This window comes from Legionella pneumophila subsp. pneumophila str. Philadelphia 1 (assembly GCF_000008485.1).
Classification (GTDB): Bacteria; Pseudomonadota; Gammaproteobacteria; order Legionellales; family Legionellaceae; genus Legionella; species Legionella pneumophila.
This window is the reverse complement of sequence record NC_002942.5, coordinates 1366962-1388697: the sequence shown is the minus strand read 5'-3', so window position 1 is coordinate 1388697 and position 21736 is coordinate 1366962. Positions and strand designations below refer to the sequence as shown.

Here is a 21736-nt window from a genome sequence, read left to right as displayed (position 1 = left end):
ACTTATCGACTTTATAAAAAATAAATTAAGAATCATTTTTCATAGGGCATACTTCACCGCGTTTTGAACTTAGAAGAGTCTGATGTGTGTACGTAGATAACAGAAAATCTGAATATGGGCTATCATCTCCTAAGCTAAATTTATGCGCTAAATACTCAAAACTGTTCCTCCTGTTACTGCAATGCAATTATGAAACTTTCTTTTTTTTCCTCATTTTATTTACCCTATACTTAGAACCACATGAGCTTGAACACCATTTGGCATTTGATCGACCTATGAAAAACTTAAGACAACCTTTGTTATAACATCTTTTCAATCCTTCAAGACCACTCAGTGAGGTTACATGAGAGAACATGTAAGCTCCGAAAACTACGGGAGATGGCTTCTTGGGTATATAAGCAACATGAATGGCAGAGAGTTTATTTTCCATATTTTCTACGAGGCATTGAATTTTTACATTTATAAGAATTTCATTTAGCTTATTTAATAAATAATCAGTAAGACCATTTTTAAAATACTCATCCATGCATTCATAAATGATAGCATCCAGCTCAGGCAAGGTATTTGGAGCATCGATTCCATTCCCTCTGTCTATATGAAAATTTGCTGCTTCTACTAAAAATGATGATTCTTTAGCGCTGTAAAACTTGAGTTCCTCACCTGTATTAATACAGAAATAGTCATGTAACGTTTTTTCCACTTAAATCCTCTCTTGAAGGTGTAACGCATTTAATGTTTATATCCCGTTACATTGTAGTTTTCAACCCTAAAAGAATAAGGATAAGAAATGATAGATATTAAAATGCCTGATTTTAATCGTATAGAAATGGCTTTTACAAAGCACTGCATGCAGTCAGGATGGAGTTCTAAATATAACTTTCCTTGTTGCCCTAAAGAAATTGAGGAAAATTCACTTGAAACGTATTTCAACAATTTAAAAGTTGGGTCGGTATTTGCCTTTAACGATCATTCCCCAAACCTAATAATACTAAAAGTTGCACAGGGGGAAAATAACTCTTCAATTTTAGTAATGTGTGAAAGAGAGGGGACTCTGTGTGAGTGGGAGGGATTTTTACCATGGAGCATTATCGAAATCACCTTTGAGAATAAGCTATTTGTTCATTCAAATTTAGGTTCCTATTTTGAGAAGAATGATGCTGACAAACATTTCGCATGAGGCATGGTTTTAGAATGCAAGTAGGCAATTGCTAACCGTTACAGGAAAAACTGCTTTATATATCTAGCCCTAAATGTTTTTGGACTAAGGATTTAACGTTTAATAGTTCTAAATAATGAAATAACTGAGCCAATAAAAATTTCATTCAATTCCTTTGAAATTTTAACATCCGGCCAATCATTATTGATTGCAACTAATTCAAACTCAGGTTTTTCTTTGGATACTGATAACTGTTTAAACTTGCGAATAATTATTTCAGGCTCATTTTCCAATCTGGCAACGATATAATCACCGGGATTTGGCTGAGTATCGGGATCGACAATTAAAATATCATCAAATTTAAACTCAGGAGCCATACTCTCATCTTTAACTGCAAGCGCAAAAGCGTTTTTCCCTATGCGCTTTTGAACAGTAGAACTAATCGGAATTAAATCTAATTTTTCAGAGTAAGACTCTTCTTTTATTCTTTGAATTACTAGAGCAGGATAACAAGCACTTTTATAATCTAATATAGGCAACAGACCACCTAAGCCTGGGGTTTTAAAACTACCTTGGCGATCATCAGAGAGACACATTAAAAACGAAGGAGAAACTTCTAAAGCCCTTGCTAGCTGTTTAATTTCCTCTGGCCCGGGGGTTCGCTCTCCCCTCTCATAATTGTTTATTCGAGAGATATTTAGGTTATCTGTTAGCTCAGCAAGTGCTTTCATAGTGAGCTTTTTGCTCATGCGCTCTTGTTTAATCCTTAATCCAATTTTTTCTTTAATACTCATTCGGTTGGCATACAAAAATATTCTTAAAAAATATGATAACAGATATTGACTCATTCTCAATGTGTGTTAACTTTAAACTTTAATTACTCGTTTCGTGTATTTTTACTCATAAAGAGTTTATTGTAATTTGGACTTGGCATATGGAGAAGTGCGGGGATGTTGGATTTCTTAATTAACCAAAATGAATTGGCCGCATTATGTGGGTTACCTCACATCCAGCAGCTTACTTATTTAAGAGGGATACGACCTTATATGGACGTTAAAACCGGAATAGTCGGCATCAAAAGGCGCATCAGTCATCAGTCTATTTCTGAGCAGCTTTATGTTGAACCGCATCAAGGCATAAAAAGCCAGAATTTTTCGCGTGATCAGGTTCGGCGTTCGGTTTCAGGATTGGTTCGTGCGGGCTTAATTGAAGTGCAATCCGAAGGGATGCATCTGATTTTAAAATGCCTTTTGGCTTCACCGCATTATTCTGTCCGAAATAAAGCCGCCATAAACCCGCCACAGAAAGCCACCACAAAGCCGCGCGTGGAATCCCTTGATAATACTGGATTATCCGAGGTTGAGGCACTAAAAGCCGACACAGTAGAATCCCAAAAAGCCGCCATACCTCATAAAGATAATTATTATATTTATTTATTATCGCAATTCGAAAAATTTTGGTCGCTTTATCCCGAGAAAAAATCAAAGAACAACGCACAAGCTGTATTTGAAGAGCTTAAACCTAATGCTGAATTGTGCCACTCCATCATCAACGCACTGACAGCCCAAATTAATCATCGTGACACCATGAAACTACAAGGCACTTGGGTGCCACCTTGGAAATACCCAGCAAATTGGCTTGCTCAACGCTGCTGGGAGGATGAATTAACGGATGCATTACAGGAGAAGCACCATGCAGAGCATACAAAAAATACTCGTAAACGTCACACCACAGAAGACCTGTTCTGCCCACCCTGTGATGTCGAAGACCGAGAGTACACCAATGTCATCCAGCTCCAAAGATACCTTCAAAGCTGAGAGACGTATTGATTTGCTGTTCTCCAAGTTTGCAGCCTTTTATGGCCATGTTTGGAGAAGTCAGTTTAAGGATGAAGTGTTTTTGAAATTTGCCAAAAAAGAATGGCAAGAAGCATTAGCGGATTTTACCGATGTGGTACTGACCAAGGCGATTTTAAATTGCCGTGAGTTTTATGAGTTACCGCCTACGCTGCCGCAAATGTTGTATTGCTGCAGACAAATTAGGAAACAAGAGTCGTTTTATGTGGTCAAGGATGTGTATCAACCTGCAAACAAAGCCGTTGTAAGTTCCTGTTTGCAGAAGTGCAAGGAACTTTTAGCAAAATAACCGGAGAACACCATGTTGGTTTTAACACGAAAAGCAGGGCAACAGATTTTAATCGGTAAGGGTTTGATTCAAATGAAGGTACTCAAGGTCGATGATGACATCATCAGCATTGGCATTAAAGCACCCCAGCATATCGATATTGACCGCGAAGAGATTTATTTGAAAAAACTCCAACAGGAGCAGGCTGAATCTTCCATGCAAAAGGTGGCGCCATGAGCAAATTAAAACGATGGAGCCAATCCCTTGGCAACCTCTATTTAATAGCAGTTTGCACTTTGCTGCCAACGCTGTCACATGCCCAATCAATAGAAAGCATCATCAACAGAACCATCAATTACCTTCAGGGTGGGCTTGCCAGAACCGTGGGCGTTTTTTGCATCATCATTGCAGGTTACCTGTGTTTGGCACGTCAAAAATTTCCTAAAGAATATTTTGTGATGATTCTTGTAGGAATGGGGATCATTTTTGGCGGCTCTTCCCTGTATTCAACACTCATTGGATAGGAGATTCTTGTGAGCGATTTGGAAATAAGCCCCATATTTAATGCGCTAACCCGTCCGGCAATGACGGCTGGGGTGACCTTTGAATACCACATGTTAAACCTCATTGTCTCGATGTGCGCATTTATTGGGTTCTCTCCACTGTACGGGCTGATTTTTATTCCACTGCATGTTTTTGGATGGCTAGTGTGTCGATACGACACCCATTTTTTTACCATCTGCGCAAAGCGTTTCTTATTGCCAGAAGCTCCCAATACATCACTATGGAGGGTTCGCGCTTATGAACCTTTCTAAGACATTGAAGCACGTTTATCAGGAAGCAAAAGTGTCAGATTTGTTTCCCGTAACGCATCTTAATAGCCCCAGCATTTTTGAATCGCAATCAGGCTTGGTTGGGTCGGTGATTAAGGTGAATGGTGCGGCTTTTGAAATCGAAGAAGCTGAGACTCTAAATCACCAAAGCTTCTTGCTCCATCAGGCATTAGTGAGTTTGGATTCGCGTTTCATTATTTATGTGACCACACACCGACAAAAAATATCATGCCCTTTGATTGGGGAATTTAAGCCAGGCTTTGCCAAGGATCTGGATGAGCATTACCAACAACGCTTTAAAGATAAAAACCTGTATAAAAATACTCTGTACATCACCATTGTCCTTAAAGGAGATGACTCCAGTAAGACCGGATCTTGGTTGCAGTGGGCAAAAAGCCTCTCGATGAAGGGCAATAGTGAGTTGTCTGAACACCACAGGGAACAAAACATCCAAATCTTAAATCGTGTTGTTGAGCAGTTACAAGCAAACCTCAATCCTTTCGGGGCAACGATACTTGGCAAGCAGGATGAAGCATTAGGTTTTAGCGAGCTGCTTCAGTTCCTTGGGTTGGTGGTGAATGCAGGTCAAACAATTTCATTCAAACATCCTGTGTACAGCCCTCCAATAGCAAACTCGATCCCTCAGTCATTCAGACAGGAAGCCAAATACCCTGAAGGACATCTCGGCCAATATTTAAGTAGTTGTCAGCTTTTATTTGGGGAGTGCATCCAGTTTCAAGGCAATACTCAAAAGGATTGCGTGTTTGGTGCGATGCTGTCACTCAAAAAATATCCCACCAACACCGCCAGCATCCTCTTGGACTCCATGTTATCTCTGGATTGTGAATTTATTGCCACACATACATTTGCCCCCATTGGGCGAGATAGTGCCTTGAATATGATTTCTAAAAAACGCTCCAAGCTCTTAAGTGCGGAGGACAAGGCATTAAGCCAAACCACGGCATTAAGCGATTTGGAAGATGGAATTGCCAGTGAAACCCTGTTGCTGGGCGCACATCATCACACGGTAATGTTATTGGCACCCAACAAGCCATTATTGGATACAGCCATACTGGAAGCCACCAAACGCTACGGGGCTTCAGGAATTGTGGTGGTGAAAGAAACGTTAGGACAAGAGCCAGCCTTCTGGAGCCAATTGCCATGCAACCAGCATTTTATAACACGAGCCTCTCTGATTACCTCTCAAAACTTTGTGGACTTTTGCCCATTACATAACACCCAAACGGGCTTTTCCAATGAGAACTTTTTAGGTGGCGCGGTTACGCTTCTGGAAACCCCATCGAAAACGCCAGTCTATTTCAACTACCATGCACGAGGCTCTAAAACCAACCCCTCCAAAGGACACGCCGCCATTTTCGGAGGAAACAATGCAGGAAAAACCACACTGGTGAATTTCCTTGATGCACAAATGGGGCGTTTTGGTGGAAGAAGTTTTTTCATTGATAGGGATGAGTCCTCCAAAATTTATGTTTTAGCTTCCGGTAACAGCTCTTACATCAAAATAGAGCCATCCAATCCAATCGCTATGAATCCTTTGCAACTCCCAGACACATCAGAAAATCGCTCTTTTCTGAAATTATGGCTTGCAACCTTGGTACAAGAAGAAAGCGAATGTGTTATCCCAAGCCAAATTGCTGAAATCATCAATGACTGTATCGATTACAGCTTTGAACAACTTGCACCGGAGTTCAGAACGCTAAGTCACTTGAGCCAATTTCTACCTGTTGATTTTCCACGTTGGCCACATTTAAAAAGATGGTTAAAGCAGAATGACTCCAGAATTGATGGCGAGTTTCATTGGCTGTTTGATAACCCAAATGATGCCTTAAATCTTGATTTTGACAAGGTGGGATTTGATGTGACCTACATGATGGACCAAGTGCACAGCGTTATTGCAACGCCTGTCTATTTGTATTTGCTGCATCGTATGCGCCAATGCCTCGATGGTCGGTTAACTTCTTTTATTATCGCCGAAGCATGGCAGCTCTTTGCATCTCCTTTTTGGGAAAAAGCACTTCGGGAATGGCTGCCTACGATTCGAAAGAAAAACGGGCATTTTATTTTTGATACCCAATCCCCAAAAACGATTACTGATTCCCCCATTAAACACATTGTTCTGGATAACCTGGCCACCTTGATTGCCTTTCCTAATCCGCTTGCAGATAAAGAAACTTACATGGAGCATTTAAAGCTGACCGAAGCTCAATTTGAGGCGATTAAAGAGAACACGCCAGAATCACGCATTTTTCTTTATAAACAAGACCACAAAGCCTTTTTGTGCAAACTCGATTTAAGCGGTCTAAGCCAATACATCAGGGTGCTTTCTGCCAATACTCAATCGGTTAAATTGCTGGATGACATCATGCAAGAGGTCGGTCATGACCCAGAACTTTGGCTTCCTGTCTTTTATGAAAGGAGCAAAAAATGAAAAGAGCAGCCTGTTTCTTAATTGCAGCAATGGGTATCAGCAGCGCCAGTCATGCGGATATTTTAGGGGTCGAAGATGCGCAGTTGATTGTATTAGCGATGAAACAATTAGGTGAGCTCAAAGAGCAATACCGCGTTTTATCCGATACCTACCAAACAGCGAAAAACCAACTTGATAACCTGAATCAACTTAAATCCATGAACTCTGGACATTATGGATTTGGAGATTTTAATAATAGTCTCGATTCATTACAAAGCTGGCAATCCCCTGTAAGCACTTGGCAGGATGCATTGCAAAACCTCTCTGGTGGCAATCAACAACGATATCAAGCACTCATGGATGCCTATGAAAAGAACCATCCCGCACTGGATGAAAACAGTTATGCGCGTTTCACTACTCCTGCCAATGCCGCTCGCTTTAAAGAAGATAAGGCCGTCAATCGTGCGGTGATGGTGCAAACCACCGAAAGCTATAACGAAATCAACAAGCATATGGAAGCCCTCCATAAGCTCTCGCAACAAATTGAAAAAACACCCAACACCAAGGGAGCTATTGATTTAAATTCCCGCCTCATTACCGAAATCGGGTTTATTCAATTAATGAGCTTAAGACTTCAGGCGTTAATCAGCCAGCAAGCAGCACAGGAAAATTTATCTGCGCTCCAAGACAGGGCTGAAATGGCAAAGTTTAATCGATTACCCAAGTGACAAGGAGTAACCACATGAAATGGCTTTTGAGTGTATTGATGATCTCATTACTGAGCGGCTGTTCAAAGCCCCCCGATTTGGATTCTCCCTGCCATCACTTTGGGCAGTATTGCCCTCAGTATCCCATTAACGATGAACCCATTACTGAGCTTACAAAATGAACACACTCATAAAAGGTCTAATGCTTGTTTTAATGGCTGCAACACTAAGTGCCTGTCTTCACGAAAATCCATTAAAAACGCAACCCGCCAAGATCAGTGTTACGTTTTTGATTAATGCCTCGGCCAATGCTGAGAAGCGATTGCATTTTGCCATTCACAAAGATGCTTACGGCTTCGCCTATCTGGAATGCATGGAAGGCAAAACAAGCCATGAAATCCGATGTGATGAGCTATACCAAGGCATGATTGCCTTTGCCAAAGAAGGTCATTACTCAGGTTTTCAAAAGATAACCCTGGATGATTTAACAGACCACGGTCTTTTTGAAACTCTGGCAGATACCTATGCCGAAACAGCAGCCACCATTTGGCCTCACTTTGTTTCGAGAACCTAAATCATGAGCACACTACAGTTTGATAATTTCATCATCCAGCTTGCCGGTGAAATCGATAAGCTGACCAATCATTTTGTTTTTGATGGCTACACGGCACTGGCCTCACTACTTAAAGCCCCATTGGGCGCCATGATTGTTCTATACATCATTTTGAAAGGCTATGGGATTGCATTGGGTGTTATCGAGCGACCCCAGCAGGAATTGTTTCGATTCAGTATGCGGGCGGGACTTATTTACATGATGGCCATGAACTGGGATTTGTTTTCGTCTTATATGCGCGATTTGTTTGTATCGGGTAGTGAATCCATCGCAACTCAATTAATGCAGGCCGTTCAAAAAAATCCTTCAAGCGGCTCAATCAATCAGGGGTTACAAAATGTATTAAACGAAATCCTCAAATTAGGTTCGGATTTATTTGAAGCAGGCTCACTTCGAAAACTCACACCTTATTTTGCAGGCATGATGGTGTTTTTATCGGGGAGCGTCACGATAGGTCTTGCCTTTATTGAAATCGTCATCGCCAAACTGATGTTAGCCGTGACCTTGTGCACTACACCTCTGTTCATCCTGTTTACCTTGTTTGACCAAACCAAATCTTTTTTTGACCGGTGGCTTGGCGTGCTCGCCGGATTTGCCTTTGTGCTTATTTTTGTATCCAGTGTGGTAGGCCTTTGCATCCACTTATTGCATTGGGTGACTTATGCTTTTTTGGGCAATACGGATGAGCTAACTGCGGCCATTTGGGTGCCGATTTTTATCGTGGCCTGTTTATGTGTCATGGGCATCACCCAAGCCGTGGCTATTGGTAAAAGCATTGGTGGTTCGGTTTGCACATCAGCAGGTTCAGCCATGGTGGGAGGCTTTATTGGTGGAGGCTTAGGGGCATGGGGATTTTCCAAGTCTTCCGTTCAAAAACCAATAAATACGCTGACTCAAGGATTAGGAGGCGCATCGCGTCTCGTGGAAAAAGGCAAACAACTGGGTACAGCCAGTCATAACGTATTCAAACAACTGCATAAAAACCTGCGAAGAGGAGCATCATGAGTAAAACCAATTGGAATGATTATTTTAAGCGTGCTCGAAGTTGGGCAGACGACCAGTTTGGCCGAATCGAACAATCGCGAAACCGCTATCAAGCCGCATTTTTCTCAGCCATGGGCTTGAATGTGGTAGCTCTCATCGTGATAGGCATGCTCGCACATTATCAAACCGTAGTGCCGATGCTGGTTCATCATTACGACAATGGGGTTACTACCGTTGAACCCATGGAAAATAAACTAACACCGATAAATCGCGCACAGATTGAAAGCGACATCGCCCGTTACATTCAATACCGTGAGTCTTATGATGCATCAAGCTATCGCGCTCAATTTGAATTGGTGCACTTGTTATCCAATAGCACGGTTGCCAAGGAATATTTGCAAGAGCAAGATGCTGCAAATACTGCCTCACCCATTCATGCCTTGGGGAATCATATCAAGCGAGAGGTTCGCATTTACAGCATTAACTTCCTTGATTCCGTCTTGGCGAATGAAAAAGACCTTCATAAAGACCACCACGCATTGGCAGAAGTGGTATTCAGTTTGATTGATACCGACAAAACCAGCGGAAAAACCACCTCTACGCATTACAACGCCATGATTTCATGGCGATACACCAATCCCCCGGATTCCCCTGAAACCCGCTGGAAAAACTGGGATGGATTTGAAGTCACGCGCTACTCAAGGCAAACCCGTTTAATGGAGGCTCAAGCATGAAAAAAATACTGTTGAGTGCGGCAGTCCTGCTCTTGTCATTAGGCACCTATGCCCAAAATAACCCAACGTCCTTACCAACCGACATCCGAATCAAGAAAGTGGTTTATCGGGAAAACGATGTGATTCCAGTGCACGGCATTCCCTTTACCACCACGCAAATTCAATTTGCGAAGCAAGAGCGAGTACTTGATATTGAAGGCGGTGACACCACCGCATGGATGGTGACCTATCATCCACAACTGGAAAATATGATTTTTATAAAACCCACAATGTTTGATTCCAAAACTAATATGACGGTGATTACCAATCAACGCGCCTACTATTTTAGCCTGACCAGCGCTAAAAAACTGGAGCAGGAGCCAGGTAAAAAAACCTATGCCTTGAAATTTGAATACCCCCAACCACAACCCGTTAACACAAAAAATACGACTCCCAATAAAACGGTGCATCCAAAAGTGGTCAACACCGCTTATCGGTTTAGTGGCAGTCCGCAGCTTGTTCCTCGTCATGTATTTGATGACGGCAAGTTCACCTATTTTGAGCTAAGTGCTCAGGGCAGCGTTCCAGCGATTTTTGCGGTGGATGACCAAAGCGGAAAGGAATCAACCGTCAATACAAGGCGCGAAGGGAAATTCATTGTTGTACAGCGTTTAGCTCCGCAATTTACTTTAAGACAAGGTGGCCTTACCGCTTCTGTTTTTAATACACCGGAAATCAATCGAATCAGAGCCAACAGGAGGCCAAAATGAGCATTGATGATAAAAAGCGGGAAGACTCTTTGGGCAATCGAACTCAGGTTGCCAAAAATCCAAAGCACACAGCAATCAAAGACAAGTTATTGCTCGCAGGCGTTGTGGTGATTTGTATTGTCATCGGTATTGGCGGGTTATTCCCTAAACGAAAAGCACATGCAGTGAGTGAGCCCGATGAAAAACAAAGTTTAAGCATGGCCTTAAACCAAAATCTGGAGTTGATTGCAGCCCTTAAGGAGAACAATGCCAAAGCGCAATCGGGTTATAAAGGTGGCGACCCAAGGCGTCCCCCCTTACTAAAAACCATACAAACCCAAACGGTCAGCAAGGAAACTCTAGCCCGAATGAATGCACCCTCCACCTTTTTTAGTTCAGGCGGTAATGAGGTGATAAGTAATACAACGGGTGGCGAAGTTCAAGCCAGCAAAACCCTGACAGGCCGTGATGGAAATTCTGAGTTTTTGAATCAGCAAAATGATATTACATCGGTTTCTGCAAAACGATTACCGCATCCGGCCATGACCGTACCTGCAGGAGAAATGATTCCAGCAACGCTCGAAACCGCCATTAATTCGGAGTTGGCGGGTATGGTACGAGCAATTACAACAAGGGATATCTTTGCCTTGGAAGGCAGTAAATTACTAATCCCCAAAGGCTCCACGCTAGTCGGACAATTTAATACCGCAATTACCCAAGGCCAAAGCCGAATCTTTGTCGTATGGAATCGTTTGCAGATGACCAATGGCATCATCGTGACCTTAAATAGCCCCGGCAGTGACCCTATTGGTCGTTCAGGACAAGCGGCTGATTACATTGACCGCCATTTCTTCGAGCGTTTCGGCACCGGTGCGCTTTTGTCTGTTTTGGGCGCGTATACCGCAACAGGTGGCGTTCATGGTCAGGACGAATACAACTCCATGTCACAGTACCGCATGAACATTGCGAGCAGTTTCCAACAAGCGGCAAATCAAACTCTACAGCAAGATATGCAAACACGCCCGACTTTGCAAATCAATCAGGGAGCTGCCATTAACGTGTTTGTAGCACACGACCTTGATTTCTACCGTGTGGCTGGGAGGGCATAATATGGAAGCCATCAACGCCTGCTTCTCGCCCGGCGCAACAGGACTTTTATCTCCATTGCAGGATTTTCTGGAAGATGAGCACGTTTCTGAGATTTTAATCAATAAGCCCAAAGAGGTTTTTATCGAGCGACACGGGCAATTGACTCGTTTTGATATTCCGGTATTAACGTCTCAATACCTGCGGCGTTTGTTTTTACTCATAGCCAATGAAAACAAACAAACTTTATCGGAGTCAACGCCCGTGCTTTCTGGAAATCTGGCCGATGGCTCAAGGGTACAACTGGTGATTCCACCAGCTTCCCTATATGAAACACTGTCCATCCGAAAATTTAGCTTAAAACAGGTCAGCTTCGACGAATACAAAACCAAGGGCTTTTTTTCATCGGCGCGTGGGGTTGGAATTAAGGAGCATTCCGAGTGCCTTGATAAATCCGATGAGCTGCTTGAACTCTACGATACGAAAAACTGGCAGGAATTTATAAGGCAAGCTATTGTGAGTAAAAAAAACATTATCATATCGGGTGGAACCTCTTCGGGTAAAACGACCTTTTTAAACAGTTGTGTCGGACAAATACCACTTCATGAACGCCTCATTACCCTTGAAGATACGTATGAAATGGATGTCCCCCACACCAATATCGTTCGTCTAAAAGCATTAAAACAAGTTGGAGAGCAAACACAAAAAATCACCATGCAGGATTTGGTTCAAGCCACTTTAAGACTCAGACCCGACCGCATCATCATGGGCGAAATTCGTGGGCGAGAACTCTTTGATTTTGTATCAGCCTGTTCCACAGGGCATAGCGGTGCACTGGCTACCATCCATGCCAATAACCCAAAAGTGGCCTTCATGCGCATGGCGCAACTCTACAAGCTTAATCAGGTTGCAGGCATGGATGAAGCTGATATTTACAAGGTGTTACATGAAGTCATTGATGTCATCGTCCAGTTACAAAAAACGCCTGACGGCAGGCGTTTGGTGGAGGTGTATTATAAACAGGCGTAATCCATGGGTTGTTACCATTACCTTGATAGGTGGGCTTGCTATAACCGGCCAAATGGCAGTGCTGTTAACTGGGATCGCAGAATGGGCAAGTCCGTTGGTATTGGTTGATTTATTAACACGGGGATTTTATTGGGAAACAGCCATAGCAAGTGGTATCACTGCGCTTTTGATGAGTTGTGTGGTTGGCTTTTTGAAACAGGGATTTTACCGATACCTTTCGTTTCTAATCAGCAGCATTCTGCTGGGTGGAATGGTTGTGTTTCTACTGGGATTTGAGCTTTATAGCTGGATTTTTTTAAGTTCTGTACAAAGCCTCTCAGGACTCATGGAGCTTGCCTTCCTTCGTTATCAAGAACCTGAGCTGTGGCATCTTTTCCTGACGGTCGAGGGGATTGTGTTTATCCTGACGTTTTTGGCTATTGCGCTTTATCTGTTTCATTGGCTTAAGCCCAACAATAAGGCACTCGGTAACGCGCATTTTTCAAATGGTTTTGAAACTAAAAAGGCTGGATTTTTCGAGCGTCAGGATCAAAGCATCGTTATTGGTAAAAAATACGGTGCGCCACTTTACTCCAACGGCTTTGAACATGTTTTGGTTTTTGCGCCCACGGGAAGCGGTAAAACACGAAGTATCGGCATACCCAATCTTTTTAATTACCCCTATTCGGTGGTGTGTAATGATGTAAAGCTCACGCTGTTTAGGACCACATCAGGCTACCGTGAGCGAGTATTAGGACATCGATGCTTTTGCTGGGCACCTGCCGATGAGAACCGAATCACCCACTGCTACAATCCATTGTCCTTAATTTCCGAGGACAAAATTCAACGCCTGACCGATATTCAGCGCATAGCCCATATTTTAATGCCAGACAATAAAAAATCCGACCCCATTTGGCAGCAAGCCTCACGTAAGTTATTTAAAGTGGCTGTGTTGTACCTGCTGGACACACCTGAAAGGCCCACCACGCTTGGCGAAATAAATCGCTTGGTCAAACAGGCTGGATTTGATGATTGGCTGGCTTCCGTCTTGGAAGAAACCAATCATCTCGACCCAGAGTTTTATCGCAACGGATACTCTTATCTGAATAATCATGAAAAAACGAGAAGCTCAATTCTTGAAACCTTTTCGGGATATTTTGAGTTATTCGATGATCCGACCATTGACGCAGCCACAGCACGTTCTGATTTTGATCTGCGCCAATTAAGACGAGAAAAAATAACGATTTACATAGGCTTTACCGATGATGATATGGAACGGCTCTCACCATTGCTAACACTGTTTTGGCAGCAGCTTATTTCTGTCATGATTAAAAACATCCCCGACCCAGTGGATGAACCCTATCCTCTGTTATGCCTGATTGATGAGTTTTCATCATTAGGCCGTATTGAAAGGCTAAGGCGTTCGCTTAAATTATTGCGCGAATACCGTGTGCGTTGTGTACTCATCATGCAATACATAGCCCAAACCTATGAACAATACACCCATGATGAAGCCAAAGCCTTTACCAACATTAAAACTAAAATAGCTTTTGCTACCGAAGACATCTTTGATGCGGAGTATGTCAGTAAATTGTTAGGTACACGCACCGTGAAAGTATCCGCAGGCTCCACCAGTACCCAAACCCAAGGTTATTCCGAGTCTAAAAGCTATAACTATCAGGCCATCCCTTTATTAAGACCGGATGAAGTCATGCGTTTACCCGAAGATCAAACCCTGATTATGCGAACAGGCCATGCGCCAGTAAAAGCAGAACAAATGGTTTGGTATTTGGATACCACAATGAAGCATTTAGCCTGCGGCAGTACCGAAGTACCGCGCCAAAATGTTACGCATCATCCATTTGTCCATCAGGCATCGGATAAATCGCTGATGCCTGAAGCACTCGAACTATAAACCACACAGGAGGAAACAAAGCCAGTAACAAAATCACAAAGGATGCTCTTTAAAGAGATTATGGATTCATACAGACTTAATTGATGTGAGAATCAAAATGAATCATCTTAAAATTATAGGTACAGCAGGGCTTTTCATGATGTCATGTGCAGCTCAGGCAAATGACAAGGAACTTTGGGCTCATATTGAGGCGTTATACAGTAAAATTGGTACTTTGCAAACGCAAATTAACTCGATACCCCAAGGTGCACCCGGTCCAATGGGTCCAGCAGGACCAAAAGGGGAGCGAGGACCTGCCGGAACCTATACAGCAGGAGAAGGCATTTCGATCAGCAATGGTGAAATAAAAACGACTCTAACCCACCACATTGGCGAAGAATATAACGGGGGCATTATCTTCTGGGTCGATAAAACAGGACAGCATGGATTAATTGCTTCCAAAACCGACCTCAATAACAATGAAGGGATACAATGGCGAAACGGCGAAAGTGGCAATAAAGTAACCAATGCCCGCGCTGATGGGATTTACGCAGGCGAATCCAATACCAAACTCATCATTGCCCAACAAACCATAGACAACCAATCAGGTACCTTTGCCGCACTTCTGGCTGCAAATTATCGCGTGCTAGGCGATGGCATAACGCCTTGCCCAAACCCAACTACAGAATCACCCACTTGTTACGGGGGATGGTATTTGCCTTCAGCCTATGAATTGACCTTGCTTCACAATAATCTGCAACGTCAGGGCATTAGTACTTTTGCACCGGACTATTATTGGAGTTCGACTGAATCCAGTGTGGGCGAAGCATGGTTGCAAAATTTTTCTACCGGGGAATTAATGGCCAGCGGGAAAGCTAGTACTTTGGGGCATGTTAGGGCTGTGAGTCGTTTTTAAGTTCAAGGATTAACTACTCATTTATTAATGGGTAGTTAATGACAACAACTATACTTATGTTAGATGATAAAGGTTATATAGGATTAGTATGGAAGATATTCAAAGAAATAGAATAATAGCTTTTGTTGATATTTTAGGTTTTAAAACACTTATTAATAGCGCTGAAAAAAATAAAGTTATAGATTTTCTATATGAGCTAAGAAACATAGATTCTAGATTTAGAGAAAATTTCATCAATCGCGAAACTCTAAACGGGTATATTGTTGTAACTAAAATACACCCCGATATTTCAAGTTACTCTGATCATTTACTAATTTCTGCACCAATTAATTTAGATTCATTACAAAGTATAACAACCTCTTTGGCTTATATCTCATATACAATCATAGATATACAACTCTTAGCATTAAAACGGGGTTTTGCTCTTAGAGGTGCAATAGCTCACGGCGAAATTTTTTACGATGAAGAAAAAAAAATATTTGCTGGTCAGGCATTAATTGAAGCTATTGAAGGTGAAAGTTGTGTTGCTAAATATCCTAGAGTAATTATTTGTAAAAGCGTAAAAGATTTACTCGAAATTAAAAAATTAGAAAAAATTGATTTTAGCTTTTTAGAAAGTGACTTTGATGGGGTTAAGTTTTTGAATTTTCTTGATGCTAAATATATAAGTCAAAAATTTAAAGATTCCATTGAAAATGAGCTGAATCTTTTTAACGATATCATTCAAAAAAGAATTGAAGAATCAAAGGACTCTATAGAAGTTTTATCTAAATGGGAATGGTTAGTAAACTATTATATGTAGTAGTTCAAACTTGATCTGACAGTTACCGGTTTTTCAAGAAGTGTCTGTCAGGTCAAATTTAGTTTATAAATTTTTCCATCCAGATTTGTTTATCCTCTATCAAAGTTTGCATTGGAGTACGACCACAACACATTTTACCTTGATGAGTTCGTTGATTATTATAGTAATCCATCCATTCGTCCAGATCTTTTTGTAATTCATCGATTGATTCGTAAATTTTCTTTCGAAATGTTACTTGATAGAACTCTTGTAAAATCGTTTTATGGAAACGCTCACAAATTCCATTTGTTTGAGGTGAGTTTGCTTTTGTCTTCGTATGGTCGATATTATTAATCGCCAAATAAAGCTGATAATCATGATGCTCTACCTTTCCACAATATTCCGTGCCTCTGTCAGTTAAAATTCGCAGTATAGGCAAGTTGTATTGCTCAAAGAATGGTAAGACTTTGTCATTGAGTATATCTGCTGAGGTAATCGGTATTTTTGTCGTATAAAGCTTGGCAAAAGCTACTTTGCTGTAAGTATCAACAAAGGTTTGCTGATAAATACGACCGACTCCTTTAAGCGTACCTACATAAAAAGTATCTTGAGAGCCGAGGTAACCAGGGTGGGCTGTTTCAATTTCACCACATGCTTCATCATCAAATTTCTTTTTCTCCAAAGCGCTAACTTGCGCCTCTGTTAATATAATCCCTTCAGAGGCTACTTTAGCCTCTAATGCTTTTAAACGGTCTTTAAAATTGGCAAGTTCATACCGCAACCAAATACTACGAACACCACTAGGAGAAACAAAAATACTTTGTTTACGAAGCTCGTTGCTCGTGCGCTGCTGACCATGTGCTGGAAATGCTATCGCGTATTCCTTGACTGCTAGCTCGACTGATTCATCTACTCTATTTTTGATATTAGGTTTTCTTCGGTTTTGATCGAATAAAGCATCAATGCCTCCCGATTCAACCGCCGACTTATAGCGATAAAAAGTATCTCTGGATAAGCCCATTACTTTACATGCTTTAGAAACATTTCCTAATTCTTCAGCAAGGTTTAATAAGCCAACTTTATGTTTAATGATTTTAACTGTATTATCTATCATGAGAGTTTTCCTCTTGGTTTTGTTTAAAGTTCGCACTTCTATCAAAACCGGAAACTCTCACTTTTTCAAGTAGTTGTGTCAGATTAAGTCGAAACTAATTCATATTATAATCTAAGTCTTGATCGTATAAACAAATACTCGTAAAAGTAATGCACCCTAAAATTACCAACTTGCGGTATAAGGAGGCATTTAATAGTTGATTGCTAGCATCAGTGATTCTGAAGTAAGGCTTTTTCCTTCTGTTTATTATCGATACTTTGTAACTTTTGATAAAACTCAGGAACTTGGTATTTGACTTGATTGGCGAAGGTCTTATTCGTTAATAACTGCTGTGTCAAAGCCATAATTTGTTTATCAGTTTTTTCAGCAAAGTAACCAGTCATTCGCTGTCGCCTCTTGATAAGTGTTTCAAGCTCAACAAGTTGAGGAAAATCTTTCTTCAAAATTCCAAAGGATTGCTCAGATGTTTTGCAATCATTGCTCTCAAACTCTTTAGTATCAACTTTAAGTGCTTCCTGTTTAGCATCAGCTATTGCTTGTCCGATATCCTGAAACCGTTCCTGATGCCTTGCTTTCAAAAGAGAGGCTTCATAATTAACAATAAAGTTATAAGCCTGCTTTATCTTATGCCCCACTCCGACAATATGATTCAACGCTCTACTAATCAATGAATCAGAATCAAACCCTGCTCGGATAGCGAAATCCAATGGCCAATCAATTACGTTATCTTTAGTACTGCTGCGGGATAAAGTTTGTTTTAAAGCCTGCTCTGTTGGATGATTTTCTTTGTCCGCATAGATATTAAGTTGTTCTTTGTGACGTGTCATAGCAACAAAACTTAGATTTCTATCCCAGTATTTGCTATCAATTAGAACGCGCACTTTTTTTGCAGTCATGCCTTGGGATTTATGAACGGTCAGTGCATATGCATAATCTAATGCCTTATATTCTTTTGGAATAATCAGTAACTCACCACTATCCAATTGAATCTTCATTTGCTGTACATTTATTTCTTTAACCGTAGCTGTATCTCCATTACGAACCCCCAGGACTTTGTTGTTTTCCCTAAGCAATAATCGCTCACCTGTTGATATCTTGAGGCTCCGCTCTAACCCTTGATAGACGATGTTCTCTTCACCAATTTTATTCTCAACTATTAACGCTTCACGAGCCAAGTCATTGAGGTGATTAACTGCTTTTCTGGTATAAGACAACATGATAGAGTCCGCCATATTCGTTGACTCAAGATCTTGTTTCCAGTCCGCAACTACTTGCTCTATGGCTTGCAGCTTGGTATCAGTAATTGTTATCGCTCCCTTATCTTGATAATGCTGAATGGCTTTGTCTATATCCCCTTTGGCTAAATTGAGGCTCGCTTGCCTATCCCCCAAATCTTGTTGTCGTTTGATGTTTTCAAGCTCAATATAACCCGTGCGAGCAGCAATACCTCTGAATATTTCACCTTTTTGAATAGGTTTTAATTGATCCGGATCACCAATCAGCACCACTTTACTACCTGCCTTGTGTGCTTCTTTAATCAGGTACCCCATACTGGAAAAATCAACCATCCCTGCTTCATCAATAATCAGGACATGTTTATCACTTAACTGCATCATATCATTGGCTAATCGATAGGATAGCGATTTAATCGTAGAAGAAGTAATGCCTGTTTCCGCTTGCAAGGCTTTAGCAACCTTACCAGATAATGCAGCACCAATAACCTCCATCCCTGCTTGGATATAATACTCATTTAATGGCTTTAGCAAATAGCTTTTACCTGTTCCCGGCCGTCCAATCACTACCGAAATATCAGGGCTTTGAGTAATATAACGAAAGGCTTCGTATTGTTCTTCACTTAATCGATATTGTTGGGCAAGACTATCTATGGGTTGATGGACTACATGGTTTTTAGAAACCATCATCGCTTCAATATCATGTAACAACTGGGCTTCCTGCATTAAATGTGTGCGTGTAGTAAAGCTTGGCTCCCCTTTATTATTATCTCCCAATGCTACTAGATCCTGATGACCCAGTACTCTTTCAACAAACTGTAAATATTCTTGTGGGCTATCCGATGCTTGAAACGTTTTAAATAATAAACGTTCAACATCCCTGCGAGTAAAAACACTGTATTGCGTAGATAAATGGTCAATCACCAAATCGATATTATCTCGAGTGAGCTCCATTCGCGCCTGTTGAATCAATTGGTTTTCTTCAAGCAGGTAGTGTGCATTAGCATTGTGATGCTTACCGCGATGACGTTCTGCAATCAGGTGGTTTGCATCCACCTGTAAATCGAGATTGTTCTCAATAAAAAATTCGTTCTGCATCTCCCGCCATTGTTCACCCCAGTAATCTTGCTCCACCAAAAACCCCTTGGCAAAAACTGGATTTAAATCGCGAGCTTTGTATTTGGAAAATCGGTTATTCTCCAATCTTCGTGTTGGAATCAGAATGTGCGCATGTGGATTGCCATCCCCATGATCATGAATAGCGATATCAGCTGGTAAACCTTTCTCCACAAAATGCGTTCGAGCAAACCGTTTTGCCAATTCAATCTGCTGTTCTAAATTCAATTCACGCGGCAATGCTAAAACAAAGTCCTTACATAATTGAGAGTTCGATCGATTTTCAGCCCGCTCTACTTCATTCCATAAATAATCACGCTCCAGAAATGAGTCAGTAGTACCATCAGGCAAAAGAATTTCAGAAAAAGCAACATCATCTCGCTTTGAAAAATCGTAAGCGCGACCAATGCGATCATCATAAAGCCGAGCACCCGAACGATAAGCAGCCGCAGCTACAGCACTATGACCTTTTGAACGAGAGTGAATAGAAACTTGTGCAAAAGCAATCGCCACGGAATCCCCAAAGAGAATGAATCCATCGGTTGCTTTTTATAATGAAAAAACCTTTGTCCATTAAAGATTTTTAAGTGTTTGAATCATGATACTAGCAAACAAACGAAAGTTTGTATATTGCGCCCTTTGCTTTTCGCTTCGGGATTTTGAAGTTAGCTACGCTCACAGATTGGCACAGCCTATTGATTTTCGAGATCCCGCTAGTTATGCTGAACAAGTTAGTCCATTATTGCGGAGAAATAAAATGTCAAAGAAGACAGTATCCCAAATGGAAGCACTACTTATGGATAAAATCGAACAAGCCAAAGTAAGGCTTGATAAACTTCAACAAAAGCACAAGATCGAAATAGGCATGCTCGCCTATAAACACGGCTTGCAAAATATCGACACCAAGCAACTGGATAATGCCTTTGCCCAAATGGCTAAGGAGTTAATCCATGAACACGCTTGAACAAATCAAAAAAGAAAAACAGGCCATTTCAAAAAGTAAACAGTCACTGGCTTTAGCAAAACTCAAAAAACGCCGGGCGGATACTCGGTGTAAGATTGAGTTGGGTGGATTGGTTATTAAAGCGGGGATGGTACATTTTAATAAATCGATTATACTTGGATGCTTGGGCTTCACTACCAAACTTATAGAAAAGCAACCCGAATATAAAAAATTTTTTGAAGAAATTGGTAATGAATTATTTTTAAAATGAATCATAAGCTTTTCCCATGTCCTCACCACCTGATGTTATAAAAAACGAAAATAACGATTTTGAAATTGTCTCTCCGAGGCCATATGGCCTCATTGAGGATTTGTGTAAGGTAAAATATAAAAACAGGGCTTGCATGTATCCTGGATGTAATCAGCCAACGATAAATTCTCATACTTTATCGAAAGCATCTATCCGGAAATATGCAAATAATCAAATTATTAATTTAAAGACGATTAACCATGACCTGTTTGAAAATATAAAGCCTACAGTAAATCGCAAGTATTATAAACCCTGTGATCTAAATAAAATATCAACCTTCAATGGCTTCTGTAGTGAACATGATAATAGCATCTTCTATGAATTAGATAATTACGATGGCAATATAACCCCGCAGATCGCTCTTCTTGGGCATTATCGAATAATTTGTTACGGGCTAAACACCATCCGACTCCAATTAAAACAAAATGAATTTTTGAGAGGTGCTAAATTTGTAGGAGCTGCAACAAAAAAAATAAATGAAATTTACAGAAAAATTAAAAATGGCTTTTATGAGCGCAGGTTAAAAATGGCAGAAACAGATTATGTAAGGAGAAAAATGATCTGTGAAGATATATTGGCTATTGGTACAACGCATGATATTAAGTTTGTTACCCTGCAAGGCACAATGAGTGATCCATTATTTTTTGGAAGAGCTGGAATATTTTTGCATCAATTTGGTAAGGAAAGGTTACCTTTAAGGTTTATGCTCCAAATGCCATACATATCTTATTTTTCTATTTGTGATGGAAAAACATGTAAATTAATTTTTGTTTATCTTGCTCAAGATTCAAACGAATACGAACGTGATTTGGAAAATTTTCTTAATCATGTAGATCTAAAAAAACGCTTGGAGATTTTAATCTACCCACATAGCGATTGTTGTATCTTAAGAAATGATATTCCACAAACCAGTGATAACACTATTAAGCAACTGATAAATTTTTACCGATAATAGTCAATGAATTGTCCTGGTTCTCAACTTGTAGCCAATACCAAGCCATTTACTACATCTATCACTATGTACAATCT

General features: G+C 40.9%; 24 protein-coding genes and 1 pseudogene. 21 read left to right on the top strand and 4 right to left on the bottom strand.

Annotated features, from left to right (window positions below; translation table 11 throughout):
- Nucleotides 1-187: 187 nt before the first annotated feature.
- Nucleotides 188-700, bottom strand: a complete 513-nt coding sequence (locus LPG_RS06295; RefSeq protein WP_016356885.1) for a CGNR zinc finger domain-containing protein — start codon at nt 698-700, stop codon at nt 188-190.
- Between the two features lie 87 nt (nt 701-787).
- Here LPG_RS06295 and LPG_RS06290 point away from each other — a divergent pair, with 87 nt between their 5' ends.
- The gene (locus LPG_RS06290; protein ID WP_010946993.1) at nt 788-1177 is read left to right on the top strand and encodes a hypothetical protein; all 390 of its coding nucleotides are present in this window, start codon (nt 788-790) and stop codon (nt 1175-1177) included.
- Between the two features lie 92 nt (nt 1178-1269).
- Here the strand turns inward: LPG_RS06290 and LPG_RS06285 are convergent, their stop codons facing one another.
- Entirely contained in the window at nt 1270-1950 is a 681-nt protein-coding gene (locus LPG_RS06285) for a helix-turn-helix domain-containing protein (protein WP_025862374.1), read from the bottom strand.
- Between the two features lie 156 nt (nt 1951-2106).
- Between LPG_RS06285 and LPG_RS06280 the strand changes: the two genes are divergently transcribed.
- From LPG_RS06280 to LPG_RS06205, 17 genes are all read left to right on the top strand, one after another.
- Nucleotides 2107-2973, top strand: a complete 867-nt coding sequence (locus tag LPG_RS06280; RefSeq protein ID WP_010946991.1) for a hypothetical protein — start codon at nt 2107-2109, stop codon at nt 2971-2973.
- Nucleotides 2939-3301, top strand: a complete 363-nt coding sequence (locus LPG_RS06275) for a hypothetical protein (protein WP_025862375.1) — start codon at nt 2939-2941, stop codon at nt 3299-3301. Before LPG_RS06280 ends, LPG_RS06275 begins: the two co-directional genes overlap by 35 nt.
- A gap of 12 nt (nt 3302-3313) precedes the next feature.
- Nucleotides 3314-3517, top strand: a complete 204-nt coding sequence (locus LPG_RS06270; protein WP_010946989.1) for a carbon storage regulator — start codon at nt 3314-3316, stop codon at nt 3515-3517.
- Complete coding sequence (locus LPG_RS06265) at nt 3514-3804, top strand: TrbC/VirB2 family protein (RefSeq protein WP_014843090.1); 291 nt, start codon at nt 3514-3516, stop codon at nt 3802-3804. Before LPG_RS06270 ends, LPG_RS06265 begins: the two co-directional genes overlap by 4 nt.
- A gap of 9 nt (nt 3805-3813) precedes the next feature.
- Nucleotides 3814-4095, top strand: a complete 282-nt coding sequence (locus LPG_RS06260) for a type IV secretion system protein VirB3 (RefSeq protein WP_011214430.1) — start codon at nt 3814-3816, stop codon at nt 4093-4095.
- Nucleotides 4082-6562, top strand: coding sequence for a VirB4 family type IV secretion/conjugal transfer ATPase (locus LPG_RS06255; protein ID WP_010946986.1), 2481 nt, complete (start codon nt 4082-4084; stop codon nt 6560-6562). The genes LPG_RS06260 and LPG_RS06255 overlap by 14 nt, the downstream gene beginning before the upstream one ends.
- Complete coding sequence (locus LPG_RS06250) at nt 6559-7269, top strand: type IV secretion system protein (protein WP_010946985.1); 711 nt, start codon at nt 6559-6561, stop codon at nt 7267-7269. Before LPG_RS06255 ends, LPG_RS06250 begins: the two co-directional genes overlap by 4 nt.
- Before the next feature lie 14 nt (nt 7270-7283).
- Nucleotides 7284-7430, top strand: a complete 147-nt coding sequence (gene lvhB7, locus LPG_RS15250; RefSeq protein ID WP_010946984.1) for a T4SS-associated protein LvhB7 — start codon at nt 7284-7286, stop codon at nt 7428-7430.
- Complete coding sequence (gene lvrD / locus LPG_RS06245) at nt 7427-7822, top strand: T4SS-associated protein LvrD (protein ID WP_010946983.1); 396 nt, start codon at nt 7427-7429, stop codon at nt 7820-7822. The genes lvhB7 and lvrD overlap by 4 nt, the downstream gene beginning before the upstream one ends.
- A 3-nt stretch (nt 7823-7825) precedes the next feature.
- Nucleotides 7826-8866, top strand: a complete 1041-nt coding sequence (locus tag LPG_RS06240; protein ID WP_010946982.1) for a type IV secretion system protein — start codon at nt 7826-7828, stop codon at nt 8864-8866.
- Nucleotides 8863-9579, top strand: a complete 717-nt coding sequence (locus LPG_RS06235) for a virB8 family protein (protein ID WP_010946981.1) — start codon at nt 8863-8865, stop codon at nt 9577-9579. Before LPG_RS06240 ends, LPG_RS06235 begins: the two co-directional genes overlap by 4 nt.
- Nucleotides 9576-10328, top strand: a complete 753-nt coding sequence (gene virB9 / locus LPG_RS06230; RefSeq protein WP_010946980.1) for a P-type conjugative transfer protein VirB9 — start codon at nt 9576-9578, stop codon at nt 10326-10328. Before LPG_RS06235 ends, virB9 begins: the two co-directional genes overlap by 4 nt.
- Entirely contained in the window at nt 10325-11416 is a 1092-nt protein-coding gene (locus LPG_RS06225) for a TrbI/VirB10 family protein (protein ID WP_010946979.1), read from the top strand. The genes virB9 and LPG_RS06225 overlap by 4 nt, the downstream gene beginning before the upstream one ends.
- 1 nt (nt 11417) lies before the next feature.
- Nucleotides 11418-12422, top strand: coding sequence for a P-type DNA transfer ATPase VirB11 (virB11, locus tag LPG_RS06220; RefSeq protein WP_016356883.1), 1005 nt, complete (start codon nt 11418-11420; stop codon nt 12420-12422).
- A complete protein-coding gene (locus LPG_RS06215) occupies nt 12352-14316 on the top strand; it encodes a type IV secretory system conjugative DNA transfer family protein (protein ID WP_223804299.1) in 1965 nt (654 codons plus the stop codon). Before virB11 ends, LPG_RS06215 begins: the two co-directional genes overlap by 71 nt.
- 97 nt (nt 14317-14413) lie before the next feature.
- Nucleotides 14414-15211: a DUF1566 domain-containing protein gene (locus LPG_RS06210; RefSeq protein ID WP_016356881.1), complete on the top strand. Its 798-nt coding sequence runs from the start codon at nt 14414-14416 to the stop codon at nt 15209-15211.
- 88 nt (nt 15212-15299) lie between these two features.
- Complete coding sequence (locus LPG_RS06205; RefSeq protein WP_010946975.1) at nt 15300-16013, top strand: hypothetical protein; 714 nt, start codon at nt 15300-15302, stop codon at nt 16011-16013.
- A 33-nt stretch (nt 16014-16046) separates the two neighbouring features.
- On the opposite strand, the pseudogene LPG_RS06200 reads toward LPG_RS06205, so the two are convergent.
- Both LPG_RS06200 and traA read right to left on the bottom strand, forming a co-directional pair.
- Nucleotides 16047-17106: pseudogene (locus LPG_RS06200) on the bottom strand (IS481 family transposase).
- A gap of 209 nt (nt 17107-17315) precedes the next feature.
- Nucleotides 17316-19967: a Ti-type conjugative transfer relaxase TraA gene (gene traA, locus LPG_RS06195; RefSeq protein ID WP_016356879.1), complete on the bottom strand. Its 2652-nt coding sequence runs from the start codon at nt 19965-19967 to the stop codon at nt 17316-17318.
- Nucleotides 19968-20211: 244 nt separating this feature from the next.
- On the opposite strand from traA, the gene LPG_RS06190 reads away from it, so the two are divergent.
- Genes LPG_RS06190 through LPG_RS06180 form a run of 3 tightly spaced genes read left to right on the top strand, consistent with a single transcriptional unit; the run spans nt 20212 to nt 21659 of the window.
- Nucleotides 20212-20418 (top strand): hypothetical protein, encoded by a 207-nt coding sequence (locus LPG_RS06190; protein ID WP_016356878.1) that lies wholly within the window; start codon nt 20212-20214, stop codon nt 20416-20418.
- Nucleotides 20405-20668 (top strand): conjugal transfer protein TraD, encoded by a 264-nt coding sequence (locus tag LPG_RS06185; protein WP_010946971.1) that lies wholly within the window; start codon nt 20405-20407, stop codon nt 20666-20668. Before LPG_RS06190 ends, LPG_RS06185 begins: the two co-directional genes overlap by 14 nt.
- Before the next feature lie 16 nt (nt 20669-20684).
- Complete coding sequence (locus tag LPG_RS06180; RefSeq protein ID WP_010946970.1) at nt 20685-21659, top strand: hypothetical protein; 975 nt, start codon at nt 20685-20687, stop codon at nt 21657-21659.
- The last annotated feature ends 77 nt before the right edge of the window (nt 21660-21736 follow it).

Coding starts and splice junctions, on each gene's coding strand:
- LPG_RS06290 (WP_010946993.1), top strand. CDS start 788: ATGATAGATATTAAAATGCCTGATTTTAATCGTATAGAAATGGCTTTT.
- LPG_RS06285 (WP_025862374.1), bottom strand. CDS start 1,950: ATGAGTATTAAAGAAAAAATTGGATTAAGGATTAAACAAGAGCGCATG.
- LPG_RS06280 (WP_010946991.1), top strand. CDS start 2,107: ATGTTGGATTTCTTAATTAACCAAAATGAATTGGCCGCATTATGTGGG.
- LPG_RS06275 (WP_025862375.1), top strand. CDS start 2,939: ATGTCATCCAGCTCCAAAGATACCTTCAAAGCTGAGAGACGTATTGAT.
- LPG_RS06270 (WP_010946989.1), top strand. CDS start 3,314: ATGTTGGTTTTAACACGAAAAGCAGGGCAACAGATTTTAATCGGTAAG.
- LPG_RS06265 (WP_014843090.1), top strand. CDS start 3,514: ATGAGCAAATTAAAACGATGGAGCCAATCCCTTGGCAACCTCTATTTA.
- LPG_RS06255 (WP_010946986.1), top strand. CDS start 4,082: ATGAACCTTTCTAAGACATTGAAGCACGTTTATCAGGAAGCAAAAGTG.
- LPG_RS06250 (WP_010946985.1), top strand. CDS start 6,559: ATGAAAAGAGCAGCCTGTTTCTTAATTGCAGCAATGGGTATCAGCAGC.
- lvhB7 (WP_010946984.1), top strand. CDS start 7,284: ATGAAATGGCTTTTGAGTGTATTGATGATCTCATTACTGAGCGGCTGT.
- lvrD (WP_010946983.1), top strand. CDS start 7,427: ATGAACACACTCATAAAAGGTCTAATGCTTGTTTTAATGGCTGCAACA.
- LPG_RS06240 (WP_010946982.1), top strand. CDS start 7,826: ATGAGCACACTACAGTTTGATAATTTCATCATCCAGCTTGCCGGTGAA.
- LPG_RS06235 (WP_010946981.1), top strand. CDS start 8,863: ATGAGTAAAACCAATTGGAATGATTATTTTAAGCGTGCTCGAAGTTGG.
- virB9 (WP_010946980.1), top strand. CDS start 9,576: ATGAAAAAAATACTGTTGAGTGCGGCAGTCCTGCTCTTGTCATTAGGC.
- LPG_RS06225 (WP_010946979.1), top strand. CDS start 10,325: ATGAGCATTGATGATAAAAAGCGGGAAGACTCTTTGGGCAATCGAACT.
- virB11 (WP_016356883.1), top strand. CDS start 11,418: ATGGAAGCCATCAACGCCTGCTTCTCGCCCGGCGCAACAGGACTTTTA.
- LPG_RS06215 (WP_223804299.1), top strand. CDS start 12,352: ATGTCATCGTCCAGTTACAAAAAACGCCTGACGGCAGGCGTTTGGTGG.
- LPG_RS06210 (WP_016356881.1), top strand. CDS start 14,414: ATGAATCATCTTAAAATTATAGGTACAGCAGGGCTTTTCATGATGTCA.
- LPG_RS06205 (WP_010946975.1), top strand. CDS start 15,300: ATGGAAGATATTCAAAGAAATAGAATAATAGCTTTTGTTGATATTTTA.
- LPG_RS06190 (WP_016356878.1), top strand. CDS start 20,212: ATGTCAAAGAAGACAGTATCCCAAATGGAAGCACTACTTATGGATAAA.
- LPG_RS06185 (WP_010946971.1), top strand. CDS start 20,405: ATGAACACGCTTGAACAAATCAAAAAAGAAAAACAGGCCATTTCAAAA.
- LPG_RS06180 (WP_010946970.1), top strand. CDS start 20,685: ATGTCCTCACCACCTGATGTTATAAAAAACGAAAATAACGATTTTGAA.